This window comes from Vreelandella neptunia, from assembly GCF_022489065.1.
GTDB lineage: Bacteria > Pseudomonadota > Gammaproteobacteria > Pseudomonadales > Halomonadaceae > Vreelandella > Vreelandella neptunia_A.
Map to the genome: position 1 here is coordinate 46,074 of NZ_JAKVTW010000007.1, position 12,365 is coordinate 58,438.

A 12,365-nucleotide genomic window follows, 5' to 3' on the forward strand; every position below is an offset into this window, starting at 1 on the left:
ACCAGCTTCCCTAACCAAAACGGCGCCTCATGAGAGGCGCCGTTTTCGATGGTCTTTTTATTACCCGCGTTTTAGCTGTTTTGCGAGGAGTAGAGCGCACGAATTTTCAGCGTGTGGTCTACTTCGCGCAACGCTTCCAATGCTTGGGGCCCGTAGGCTTTATCCACATCAATCACCACATAACCGACTTTCTCGTTGGTCTGCAGATACTGGCCCGAGATGTTGATGCCGTTTTCAGACAGCACGCGGTTGATCTGCGACAGCACGCCCGGCACGTTGTCATGAATGTGCAGCAAGCGGTGCTTATCCGGGTGAGCGGGCAGCGCCACTTCGGGGAAGTTGACCGAGGTCACGGTGGTGCCGTTATCGGAATAAGTGATCAGTTTTTCCGATACTTCGATCCCGATATTCTCCTGGGCCTCCAGGGTAGATCCCCCTACGTGCGGGGTCAGAATTACGTTTTCCAAGCCGCGTAGCGGGCTTTCAAACTCTTCATCGTTGCCTTTCGGCTCCACCGGGAAGACGTCGATAGCGGCACCATTTAGCTTGCCTGCTTTAATCGCATCTGCCAGCGGTTCGATTTCAACCACGCTGCCGCGTGAGGCATTGATGAAAATCGCGCCAGGTTTCATGGCAGCAATCTCTTTCTCACCGATCATCCAACGGGTAGAAGCCAGGTCTGGCACGTGCAGGCTGACCACATCGGCCCGTCCCAGCAGCTCTTCAAGGCTGCCGACTTGGCTTGCATTGCCCATGCCTAGCTTGGCAATCACATCGTAAAAGATAACGTTGAAGCCAAGCGATTCGGCTAGCACGGAGAGCTGCGCGCCAATGCTGCCGTAACCCACGATACCGAGAGTTTTACCGCGCGCTTCGTGAGAATTCTTGGCTGATTTCAACCAACCACCCTGGTGGGCCCGGGCATTTTTTTCCGGAATACCGCGCAGCAGCATGATCGCTTCCGCCAGTACCAGCTCGGCCACCGAACGGGTATTGGAGTAAGGCGCATTAAACACCGCGATACCGCGGGTGAGGGCTGCGGTTAAATCGACCTGATTGGTGCCGATACAGAAACAGCCAACGCCGACCAGTTTCTCTGCCGCCTCGAACACGCGCTCCGTCAGTTGGGTGCGGGAACGAATACCGATGAAGTGAACATCACGAATCTTTTCGATCAGCGCGTCTTCATCAAGGGATGTGGGCAGATGCTCGATATTTTCATAACCGGCGTTGTGAAAATTGTCCACCGCACTTTGGTGGACGCCCTCGAGTAGCAGGATCTTGATCTTGCTCTTGTCCAGGGACGTTTTGGCCATGGCTGAATCAACCTCTATGGTCGGCGGCATGCGCCGTGTATCGGTTCACGGGAGGCGCATATCGTAGCACAGCCCGCCGCGTAAACGCCGGGTGTAGATGATGAAAAGTGTGCGTGCTGACAATGAATGAACCGCAAGTCGTTACCATAGGCGTAGGCTGAAAGGCAGACGTCACCCCCTGGCGTCGGTGTATACTGTGCGCTTATTTCAGCTTATTTTAAAAACATACCGGTTGGCAGGCATACCCCAATGAGCGACACGACATCACCCCCGCAGGATTTTGCCGCGACGGTTGAACAACTCGAAACCATCGTTGAACGTCTTGAGTCAGGCGAGCTCTCATTGGAGGATGCGCTGACCGCGTTTGAGCAGGGCGTGCGGCTAACCCGCGATGCCCAGCAGCGTTTGGATAGCGCCGAACTCAAGGTGCGGGCGCTGAGTGAAGACAGCGAAGGCCGCCTAAACGTCGCCCCGTTTGCAGGCCCCGACGATCCCAAGGATGCGGACGAGGATGAGAGCAAGGAGACGCCCCCATGGTAGCCATGCAGCCTAGCCAGCTCGCCACCCTGCGCCACACCAGCAATCTCCGTGTAGACGCCACGCTTGCAGCACTGTTCGACACCCGCCCGGCGGTAGCAGCACGGCTTGAAGAGGCCATGCGCCACGGTTTGCTAGCTGGGGGTAAACGCCTGCGCCCGCTGCTGGTCTACATGGCTGGCCACGCGTTAGGCGCAGAAGACGAGGCGCTAGACGCCCCCGCCGCCGCGATTGAGTTAATCCACGCCTATTCGCTGATTCATGATGATCTACCGGCCATGGACGACGACGACCTGCGCCGTGGTCAGCCCACCGTGCATAAGGCGTTCGATGAAGCGAGCGCGATTCTGGCCGGTGATGCTCTGCAGGCGCTAGCGTTTGAAGTACTGGCCAGCACTGACCACCCACGTTTAAGCAATTTGGTGCAAACCCTAGCGTCGGCCTCTGGGCGAGACGGCATGGTGGCGGGCCAGGCGTTGGATTTAGCCGCTGTCGGTGGCCACCCGGATGTCGACGCCCTGGCCCATATGCATGCCCACAAAACCGGCGCCCTGATTGTCGCTGCTGTACGCTTGGGTGGCTTGGTCGCGGTCGCCGTAGATGACCCCCGATTAAGCGCGCTCACTCGCTACGCCCGCGCCATTGGTCTAGCCTTCCAGATTCATGACGATATTCTGGATGTGACGGGTGACACCGTTACCCTAGGCAAAACATCAGGCGCCGATGCCGCACGCGATAAGCCCACCTACCCCAGTCTACTGGGGCTAGAGGGCGCTCAACGCAAAGCGCACAGCCTGATTGACGAGGCCATTGCCGCGCTCGCCCCCCTGGGTGAACGTGCTGCACCGCTGGCCGACTTAGCCCACTATATGATCGAGCGCGACCACTAACGATGCCCATGAAGCTGTTCGACGAAATCCCCCGCGAGCGCCCCACTACGCCGCTGCTCGACTCCTTTGATCACCCCGCTGCGCTGCGGGCCATGAACGACAAGCAACTCGCCCAGCTGGCCGATGAGCTGCGCGCTTACCTGCTCTATAGCGTGGGCGTGTCGGGTGGCCATTTTGGCGCAGGCCTTGGCGTTGTCGAGCTGAGCGTTGCGCTGCACCACGCCTTTAACACGCCCCAGGACCGCTTGGTCTGGGACGTTGGCCACCAAGCCTACCCGCATAAGATTCTGACCGGCCGCCGCGAAACGATGCTAAGCATTCGCCAGCACAGCGGCTTGGCCGCTTTTCCGCGCCGCGCTGAGTCCGAGTACGACACCTTTGGTGTGGGCCACTCCAGCACATCGATTTCGGCGGCGCTGGGTATGGCATTGGCGGCCAAAGCCCAAGGCAATAAGCGGCGCGTGTGTGCCATCATTGGCGACGGTGCGCTCACCGCAGGCATGGCCTTTGAAGCCCTGGCCCATGCGGGTCACGTTAATGCCAATCTGTTGGTGGTGCTCAACGACAACGAGATGTCGATTTCCGAGAACGTCGGCGGCATGGCGACCTACCTTGCCCGGGTACTCTCCAGCAAGCCCTACCTAAAAATACGCGAAGAGAGCAAAAAAGTGCTTTCCCATCTGCCTGGCGCGCTTGAGCTTGCCCGACGTACCGAAGAGCATATGAAAGGCATGGTCAGCCCCGCCACGCTGTTTGAGGAGATGGGCTTTAACTACGTAGGCCCCATTGATGGCCACGACCTCGAAACGCTGACCGACACGCTTGAAAACCTGCGCGATCTCGACGGCCCGCAGTTTCTGCACATCAAAACGGTCAAAGGCAAAGGCTTTCTACCCGCCGAGGCAGATCAAATTGGCTACCACGCGATTACCAAACTGGAAAAGCCAAGTACTACGGTTAACGCCTCGACGGTGAATAAACCTGTCGTTAAGAGCGTCGCCAAGAAAAAATACTGCAATGTCTTCAGTGACTGGCTATGCGATATGGCCGCCGCTGACTCGCGCCTGATGGGGATTACCCCCGCCATGCGCGAAGGCTCCGACCTGATTCGCTTCTCTAAAGCGTATCCCGAACGCTATTTTGACGTAGCCATCGCGGAGCAGCACGCCGTCACACTCGCGGCGGGAATGGCCTGCGAAGGCATGAAGCCGGTAGTGGCGATTTACTCTACCTTCCTACAGCGTGGCTACGATCAACTGATCCATGACGTTGCGGTGCAGAACCTGGACGTCACCTTTGCCATTGACCGTGCAGGTTTAGTGGGCGAAGACGGGCCGACTCACCACGGCAGCATGGACCTCTCCTTCCTACGCTGTGTGCCCGGCCTGGTAATTCTGGCCCCGGCAGATGAAGCCGAGTGCCGCGCCATGTTGAGCGCGGCCTATCATTACCCTGGCCCTGCCGCGGTGCGCTACCCACGCGGTACCGGCCCTGGCGTGGAAATTCCCGCTCACCTTGAGCCAATGACCATTGGCCAAGCAGAAGTACGCCGCCAAGCGTCAAGCGACGGTGTGCGTATAGCGCTGCTCGCCTTTGGCAGCATGAACAGCGCCGCGGCAGACGTCGCCGAACGGCTCAACGCTACCCACATCAATATGCGCTCCATCAAACCGCTGGATCGCGATGCGGTGCTGCATGCCGCTGATGAGCACGAGCTGCTGGTGACCCTGGAAGAGAACGTGATTGCCGGTGGTGCAGGCAGCGCCGTGAATGAACTGCTTCACGCCGAAGGCGTTCAGGTAGAAGTATTAAACCTTGGCCTGCCGGACGCCTTTGTAGAGCACGGCACGCCCGCACAGCTGCTTACCGATTGTCAGTTGGATATTGAAGGCATCGAGCGCGCCATACGCGCGCGATTGCCATAAGCCATTACTTTTAAACTACTTTTGAGATTGCCATGCTATTGCTTATTGTTATTTTCGGCCTGATCGGCCTTGCAGCGGGTGGCCCGGTAGGGCTACTGATTGGCGGCGGCCTTGGCTGGTGGCTGGGTCGGCGCATCAGTCGACGCTTAAACATTGCGCGTATGCGTATTCAGGAAGGCTTTCTAGAGTCGATTTTCTCGGTAATGGGCTGCCTCTGCCAAGCCGACGGCAAAGTGACCGAAGGCGAGCTGGATATTGCCGAGAAACTGTTTGACCAGATGCATCTTCAGGGCGAGCAGCGCGCCAAGGCCCGCGCCGCCTTTGAGCGCGGTCGCGCCGACGACTTCAATCTGGATGCCGAGCTTGCCAACGTAAACCGCCTCACCCAGCGCCAGCCGGTACTGCGGCAAGTCTTTATCCAGGTTCAGCTCTCCGCCATTGCCGCCGATGGTGTGCTTCACCCCGCCGAGCACGACATGATTCTGCGCGTCGCCCGTGGCGTAGGCTGCAGCGACGCCGAAGTTCAGCAGATCGAAGCAATGCTCCACGGCGCCGCCGCTAACTCACAGGGTTCCAGCGAAGAAGCACTTAAAGATGCCTACCGCGTGCTAGGTGTTTCTGATGACGCCAGCGATGCCGAGATTAAGAAGGCTTACCGCCGCCTAATGAGCCAAAATCACCCCGACAAACTGGCGGGTAAAGGCCTACCCGAAAGCATGCGCGATATCGCCCAGGCGCGCACCAGCGAAATCGGCAACGCTTACGAGCGAATTCGCGCGGCACGGGGTAGCGCTTAATAGCGGCGCCTAATAACGGAGCTTAAAAGCGGGGCATATAACATCGACAGCGCTGCTAACGCTCGCTAGATTGAAAAATCGATAATTATCGCCAGGAGCACGCCATGATCACGCTATACAGTTTTCCCCAGTCCCGCTCGCTTAGAGCAGCCTGGACACTTGAGGAGCTTGGCCTGGAGTATCAGTGTCACCACGTGGCGCTGGATAAAGGCGAAGGCCAAACAGCCGAGCATTTGGCGCGTCACCCGGATGGCAAGGTGCCGGTCATGGAAGATGGCGATGTTCATCTCTTTGAGTCGGTGCCGATTTGCCGTTATCTGGCTGAGTCCTATGGTGATGGCACACTGCTTCCCAGCGATCCCGCTGCCCGCGCCCAGGTCGACCAGTGGCTCAGCTTTATCGTGACCGAAATCGAGCAGCCACTGTGGAATCAGGCCAAGCATAAATTTGCCCTGCCTGCCGATAAGCGCGTCCCCGCTATTCTACCCGTCTGCGCCTGGGAGTTTCAGCGTGCGCTGAGCGCTCTTGAGCGCCGCTATAACGGCCAGGAATATCTGGTAGGTAACACCTTCACGCTCGCGGATCTGTTCTTAACCCACACCCTTTCGTGGGCGGTGAGCATGAAGCACCGCTTGCCCGAGCCGCTTCTTGCCTACCGCGAACGCCATGTACAGCGCCCCGCGATGGCCAAAGCCGTCGCGCGAGAGAAGGCCGCGGCAGAAGGTTAAGCCGCCGTTACGTGAGGGAGAACCGCGCTATAAATGGCAAAGTAGTGGCAGACGCTGCCCGCTATGACAAACACGTGCCAAATAGCGTGGTTATAGGGGATCGCACGCACGGCATAGAAGATAACGCCTAGCGTATAGGTGATTCCTCCTGCAGCAAGCAGAAAGATGCCGGTCGTTGACAGGCTCGCCGCCATCTCGCCTGACGCCAGCACGATCATCCAGCCCATAAGTAGATATATCGCCACACGTAATACTGAAAAGCGCTGAGGCCATAGCAGTATGCAAGCAATGCCCACCAGCGCCAGCGACCACACGGCGGCAAACAGGATCCAGCCCGTAGTACCACGCATGTTAACAAGCAGAAAGGGTGTGTAAGTGCCTGCGATAAGCAGATAAATCGCGCAGTGATCAAGCAGTTGAAAGCGCTGCTTCCAGCGTCGATGCGGAATGCCGTGGTAAAGGGTCGAAGCGGTATAAAGCAGTACTAGCGTGGTGCCGTAGAGACTCAGGCTGACCACTTTCCATGGATCAACGTGGGCCGCCAAACTCGCCGCCACCAGTAGAACCACCATCCCCACTAGGCTGAGTAAGGCTCCAATGCCGTGAGTGATACTGTGCAGCCACTCTTCGGCAGCGCTGAATTCGCCCTGCTCTTCAGTAAAGACGTCACCCTGCTCTTCACGTGCGGCTTTCATTTGGGGGAACTCCTAAAACCTAGACCTCACTATTATCACCCCTTACGCTCAATATCCACATCGCTGGCGTGGGTGAAGTCGTCCAGGGCCATCATATGGCCAAGTTTGCCGGCTTTGGTAGAGAGGTAGTGCTCGTTATGGGGGTTGAGGCCGGTGGTGATCGGCAGGCGCTCCACGACATTCACACCGTCGCGGGTGAGGGCATCCACCTTACGTGGGTTGTTGGTCATTAATCGCAGCGACGTAATGCCCAGATGGTTGAGCATCGGCACGCATAAATCGTAGCGACGCATATCTGCGCCAAAGCCAAGCTGCTCGTTGGCTTCGACCGTATCAGCGCCTTGATCCTGCAAATTATAAGCGCGAATTTTGTTCAGCAGGCCAATCCCGCGGCCCTCCTGGCGCAGATAAAACAGCACGCCGCGCCCCTCTTCAGCAATTCGCTTGAGCGCTTCCTGCAACTGGTAGCCACAGTCACAGCGCATGGAAAACAGTGCATCGCCGGTTAAACACTCGGAGTGTACCCGCCCCAATACGGGCGTATCGCCGGTCACATCACCCAGGGTTAGGGCGATATGGTCCTTGCCGGTGGCCTCATCCTCGAAGCCGTGCATGGTGAATGTTGCCCAGGGCGTTGGCAGCTTGGAAGCGGCGATGAAGCGAATGGTCACAGGATACCTCGCGGATTAACCAAACGAGCGTTGGCAAAGTGGGCAGGTATTCTACCAGGAAGCGGCGCCCGCCTCACGGTGGCAAAGTGGCTAAAGTTGGTTAATTTGATGAGAAAAATTGTTCGGGTGCGACGATTTTTGCCACCGAGCACCCCGCCATAGCGCTTATCTTCAAGTACAATTGCCCCATACGATCGCAAATGCCTATACCCAGTACGTGTCTCAAGGACAATGCGGGCAAACTTCTTAAGAGCAAGTGTCTATGACTCCTACACCTTTGCAAAATGACCGTTTTCTTCGCGCCCTGGCGCAGCAGCCCGTCGACCGCACCCCGGTGTGGATGATGCGCCAAGCGGGTCGTTACCTGCCTGAATACCGCGCCAGCCGCGCCGATGCAGGCAGTTTTATGGATCTGTGCCGCAACCACGACCTGGCCTGCGAAGTCACTATGCAGCCATTAGAGCGCTACCCGCTGGATGCCGCGATTCTGTTCTCAGATATTTTAACCATTCCCGATGCCATGGGTCTGGGGCTCTATTTTGAAACCGGCGAAGGCCCTAAATTTCGCAAAACCGTGCGTACCCAGGAAGAGGTTGCCGCACTGAGCGTGCCCGATGCCGAGCGCGATCTGGATTACGTGATGCGTGCAGTGTCGACAATTCGCCGCGAGCTGAACGGCCGTATGCCACTGATCGGCTTCTCTGGCAGCCCCTGGACGCTAGCGACGTATATGGTCGAAGGTAGCTCCAGCAAAGACTTCCGCCACCTAAAAACCATGCTCTACGATACGCCGGATACCATGCACCAGCTGCTGGATACGCTGGCGCATGCGGTAACTGACTACCTAAATGCCCAGATTCGTGCTGGCGCCCAGGCGGTACAGATTTTTGATACCTGGGGCGGCGCGCTCTCGACCCCTGCTTACCTTGAGTTCTCGCTGCGCTATATGGAGCAGATCGTCTCTGGCTTGATCCGTGAGCACGATGGACGCCACGTGCCGGTGATTTTGTTCACCAAGAATGGCGGCCAGTGGCTTGAGCATATCGCCTGCGCCGGTGCCGATGCGCTGGGTATCGACTGGTCTACTGAGCTTTCCGACGCCCGCGCCCGGGTTGGCCACAAGGTCGCGTTGCAGGGCAACCTTGATCCCAACGTACTGTTTGCCCGCCCCTCGGCTATCCGCGCTGAAGTAGCCCGCGTGCTGGAAAGCTACGGCCATGGCCCTGGTCACGTGTTTAATCTGGGCCACGGTATCAGCCAGTTTACCAATCCAGACCACGTCACCGCCTTTATGGAGGCGCTGCACGAGCTAAGCCCGCAGTATCATCAGGATATTCCGACGCAACCCAACACAGCGCACTCAGGAGCCAATTCATGAGCGAATTACGCGACGACCAGTGGTTTACCGAAGTCTTTGATAGCCACGGCAGCGCCTTCTCGCTGAAGATCTCTGAAAAGCTGCTGGATGTTCAGAGCCAGTACCAGCATCTGGAGGTCTACGCCACCGAGACCTATGGCAACCTGATGGTGCTGGACGGCTGCGTGATGCTGACCGATCGCGATAACTTTCTGTATCACGAAATGATTGCCCATCCGGCGCTGTTTACCCATCAAGACCCCAAGCGGGTAGTGATCATCGGTGGCGGTGACTGCGGCACGTTAAAAGAGGTACTGCGCCACTCAGGCGTCGAAAAAGTCACCCAAATTGATATCGACGAAGAAGTTACCAAGGCCTCAGAGCGTTTCTTTCCCTCGCTGGTTGAGTCAAACAATGACCCGCGCGCTGAATTACTGTTCGCCGATGGCGTGAAATGGGTGGACGATGCACCGGATGAGAGCATCGATGTATTGATTATCGACTCTACCGACCCGGTTGGCCCCGCTGAGGGGTTGTTTAAAACCGACTTTCTCAAGCGCTGCCACCGTATTTTGAAAAGCGGCGGCGTGATGGTGCAGCAGAGCGAGTCACCGCTTTACCATAGCGGTACGATCATTCGTGAGCTGCGCAACGATATGCTTGAAGCGGGTTTTGACAGCGTTGCAACGCTACCTTTCCCGCAGCCGGTTTACCCCTCAGGCTGGTGGAGCGTGACCTTGGCGGGTAAAGCCACTGACGTTAATGCGTTTCGCGAACAGGCTGCGACAAGCCACACGCTGCCACTTGAGTACTATAGCGTTGATGCCCATCGCGGTGCGCTAGTCCTCCCGCCGTTTATGCGCAAGGCCTTCGCGGCCGAATAAAGCGCGACCTTAGCGCTCCTTTCTTGTCACCTCTCACCTCACTTTGCCCCATATCGGTGCAACGCGAGGCGGGAGGTATCATTTTTTGCACCTAGACGTTCGTCTCGAATTCGTTGAGTAGCGTTGAAAAGCGCTGAATGTGGGCCTGTACCCTTGTTGGCATCTTCCTTGCTAGGTTTAGTTACATGCTTCGGCATGCACAACTATTTTAATGACGGATTTCAATCAATTCGAGGGGAACTACATGTTGACCAAAAAACACCTAGCGCTACTGGCGTCTGCTGGCTCAATTAGCCTAGCAGGAATGGCGACCGCTCAAGCCGATACCTTGGAAGATACCATTGAGCGTGGCGCCGTTCAGTGTGGTGTGAGTGATGGTTTACCGGGCTTCTCAGCACCGGATGACGATGGTAATTGGCAAGGTCTGGACGTTGACGTTTGCCGTGCAGTCGCAGCAGCGGTTCTTGGCGATGCAGAAGCCGTTAACTACATTTCCCTAAACGCCGTTGAGCGCTTCACCGCCCTGCAGTCTGGCGAAGTTGATGTTCTTTCTCGTAACACCACCTGGACCACTACTCGTGACACCACGTTGGGTCTGAACTTCACAGGCGTTAACTTTTACGATGGTCAGGGCTTCATGGTTTCCCGTGACCTGGGCATTACCGGTGCCGATGAGCTCGACGGCGCTTCTATCTGTATCCAGTCAGGTACTACTACCGAGCTGAACTTGGCTGATTACTTCCGTGCTAACGACATGGAATTCAACCCCATCGTATTTGATACCTCTGAGCAAACCGTAGGTGGCTACCAAGCTGGCCGCTGTGACGTTCTAACATCTGATACCTCTCAGCTGGCCGCACTGCGTATTCAGCTAGACGATCCTGAAGCTTCAATGATCCTCTCCGACGTTATCTCCAAGGAGCCGCTGGGTCCTGTTGTTCGCCAGGGCGACGATCTTTGGTTCAACATCGTGAAATGGTCGCTGTTCGCCATGATTAACGCCGAAGAGTACGGCGTAACCAGCGAAAATGCTGAAGAGATGCTGAACTCCGAAAACCCTGATGTTGCTCGTCTGCTAGGCCAAGACGGCAACTACGGTGAAGGCATGAACCTTGAAGCTGACTGGGCTTACAACATTATTAGCCAAGTCGGTAACTATGCTGAAAGCTTCGAACGTAACGTAGGTATGGATTCACCGCTTGAGATTGAGCGCGGTGTTAACGCCCTGTGGAACGACGGTGGCTTCCAGTACGCTCCCCCGATTCGCTAAGCGTCTCGCTTGACCCCGGCCCGCCACCCTTTTAGCTATCTGTTTTAAGGGCATAGGCGGGCCATTTGATTGACCTTCCGTGTAGCGGAGACGCCATCCATGTCTGTAAGACCCAACGTTCGCCCCGCCGGCCACAAGCCGCCGTTTTGGCGAGATCGCGCTAAGCGCGCACTTATTTTTCAGCTCATTTTGGTCGCCGTTGTAGCGGCTTTCCTGATCTATATTATCGGCAATACCCAAGCCAACCTGAGTGCCCGCGGCATCACCACAGGCTTCGGCTTCCTGGGCAACACAGCCGGCTTTGGTATTGGTCAAACATTAATTGAGTACTCCTCCCAGAGCACCTACGGCCGCACCTTCGTGATCGGTTTGCTCAATACGCTGCTGGTCGGGGGCTTGGGGGTAATTGCCGCCTCAATTATTGGTTTTATCGTCGGTATCGCGCGGCTATCGCCCAATTGGCTGATTGCTAAATTAGCCAACGCCTATATCGAAACCTTTCGTAATATCCCGCTGTTGCTGCAGATTTTCTTCTGGTATTTCGCGGTACTGCGGACGTTACCCAGCGCACGAGAGAGCATGGCGTTTGGCGAAGCCATTTTCCTCAATGTGCGTGGGCTGTACTTACCTCAGCCGCTGTTTGAGTCAGGCTTTGGATTGATTCCTGTTACTTTTGTAGTGGCGATCATTGCCAGCATTGCGCTGATTGTCTGGAATAAGCGCCGCCATGAAGCCACCGGCAAGCGCTTACCGGTTTTCTGGATGTCGCTGGTGATTATTTTTGGTCTGCCATTGCTGGTACTGGTGGCCACCGGCGTACCGATTACCTGGGAGATGCCGGTACTGCGCGGCTTTAACTTCGGCGGCGGTATTACCATCATTCCCGAGTTTTTGGCCCTGTGGCTGGCGTTGTCCATTTACACAGCGTCATTTATTGCCGAAATTGTCCGCTCAGGCATTCAGGCCATTCCCCATGGTCAAACGGAAGCTGCTCAAGCGCTTAGCCTTCCTCGCAAGCTTGTGCTTCGCCTAGTGGTGATTCCACAAGCCATGCGCGTCATTATTCCGCCACTCACCAGTCAATACCTTAACCTGATTAAAAACTCGTCCCTGGCCACCGCCATCGGCTACCCCGACTTGGTGTCGGTTTTTGCCGGCACCACGCTCAATCAGACCGGTCAAGCAATCGAAGTCATTGCCATGACCATGGCGGTTTATCTAATCATCAGCTTGCTGGTGTCCATGTTCATGAACTGGTTCAACGCTCGCGTTGCGCTGGTCGAACGCTAGGCCGG

Annotated in this window: 12 protein-coding genes; 9 read left to right on the forward strand and 3 right to left on the reverse strand. The window is 56.7% G+C overall.

The features are described from left to right. Nucleotides 1-71 precede the first annotated feature (71 nt). The gene (serA, locus tag MLE19_RS11240; protein WP_240718275.1) at nt 72-1,316 is read right to left on the reverse strand and encodes a phosphoglycerate dehydrogenase; all 1,245 of its coding nucleotides are present in this window, start codon (nt 1,314-1,316) and stop codon (nt 72-74) included. A gap of 249 nt (nt 1,317-1,565) precedes the next feature. On the opposite strand from serA, the gene MLE19_RS11245 reads away from it, so the two are divergent. The 5 genes from MLE19_RS11245 (at nt 1,566) to MLE19_RS11265 (ending at nt 6,193) form a co-directional block, all read left to right on the forward strand. Then, entirely contained in the window at nt 1,566-1,856 is a 291-nt protein-coding gene (locus MLE19_RS11245) for an exodeoxyribonuclease VII small subunit (protein ID WP_240718276.1), read from the forward strand. Continuing rightward, nucleotides 1,850-2,743, forward strand: coding sequence for a (2E,6E)-farnesyl diphosphate synthase (ispA, locus tag MLE19_RS11250; protein WP_240718277.1), 894 nt, complete (start codon nt 1,850-1,852; stop codon nt 2,741-2,743). The genes MLE19_RS11245 and ispA overlap by 7 nt, the downstream gene beginning before the upstream one ends. A 2-nt stretch (nt 2,744-2,745) precedes the next feature. Beyond that, entirely contained in the window at nt 2,746-4,668 is a 1,923-nt protein-coding gene (gene dxs, locus MLE19_RS11255) for a 1-deoxy-D-xylulose-5-phosphate synthase (protein ID WP_240718278.1), read from the forward strand. Between the two features lie 32 nt (nt 4,669-4,700). Next, a complete protein-coding gene (djlA, locus tag MLE19_RS11260; RefSeq protein WP_240718279.1) occupies nt 4,701-5,465 on the forward strand; it encodes a co-chaperone DjlA in 765 nt (254 codons plus the stop codon). A gap of 104 nt (nt 5,466-5,569) precedes the next feature. Beyond that, nucleotides 5,570-6,193 carry a glutathione S-transferase family protein gene (locus MLE19_RS11265; protein ID WP_240718280.1) on the forward strand — a complete coding sequence of 208 codons (624 nt, stop codon included), beginning with the start codon at nt 5,570-5,572 and terminating at the stop codon, nt 6,191-6,193. Here MLE19_RS11265 and trhA read toward each other — a convergent pair. Continuing rightward, nucleotides 6,190-6,888, reverse strand: coding sequence for a PAQR family membrane homeostasis protein TrhA (trhA, locus tag MLE19_RS11270; protein WP_240718281.1), 699 nt, complete (start codon nt 6,886-6,888; stop codon nt 6,190-6,192). The genes MLE19_RS11265 and trhA overlap by 4 nt on opposite strands. Nucleotides 6,889-6,923: 35 nt before the next feature. Next, nucleotides 6,924-7,559 (reverse strand): GTP cyclohydrolase II, encoded by a 636-nt coding sequence (gene ribA / locus MLE19_RS11275; RefSeq protein ID WP_240718282.1) that lies wholly within the window; start codon nt 7,557-7,559, stop codon nt 6,924-6,926. Between the two features lie 262 nt (nt 7,560-7,821). On the opposite strand from ribA, the gene hemE reads away from it, so the two are divergent. The 4 genes from hemE (at nt 7,822) to MLE19_RS11295 (ending at nt 12,360) form a co-directional block, all read left to right on the forward strand. Next, nucleotides 7,822-8,937 carry a uroporphyrinogen decarboxylase gene (gene hemE, locus MLE19_RS11280; RefSeq protein WP_240718283.1) on the forward strand — a complete coding sequence of 372 codons (1,116 nt, stop codon included), beginning with the start codon at nt 7,822-7,824 and terminating at the stop codon, nt 8,935-8,937. After that, on the forward strand, nt 8,934-9,800 hold the full coding sequence (gene speE, locus MLE19_RS11285; RefSeq protein WP_240718284.1) for a polyamine aminopropyltransferase: 867 nt from the start codon (nt 8,934-8,936) through the stop codon (nt 9,798-9,800). Before hemE ends, speE begins: the two co-directional genes overlap by 4 nt. A 244-nt stretch (nt 9,801-10,044) precedes the next feature. Beyond that, a complete protein-coding gene (locus MLE19_RS11290) occupies nt 10,045-11,070 on the forward strand; it encodes an amino acid ABC transporter substrate-binding protein (protein WP_240718285.1) in 1,026 nt (341 codons plus the stop codon). A 99-nt stretch (nt 11,071-11,169) separates the two neighbouring features. After that, complete coding sequence (locus MLE19_RS11295; protein ID WP_240718286.1) at nt 11,170-12,360, forward strand: amino acid ABC transporter permease; 1,191 nt, start codon at nt 11,170-11,172, stop codon at nt 12,358-12,360. Nucleotides 12,361-12,365 lie beyond the last annotated feature (5 nt).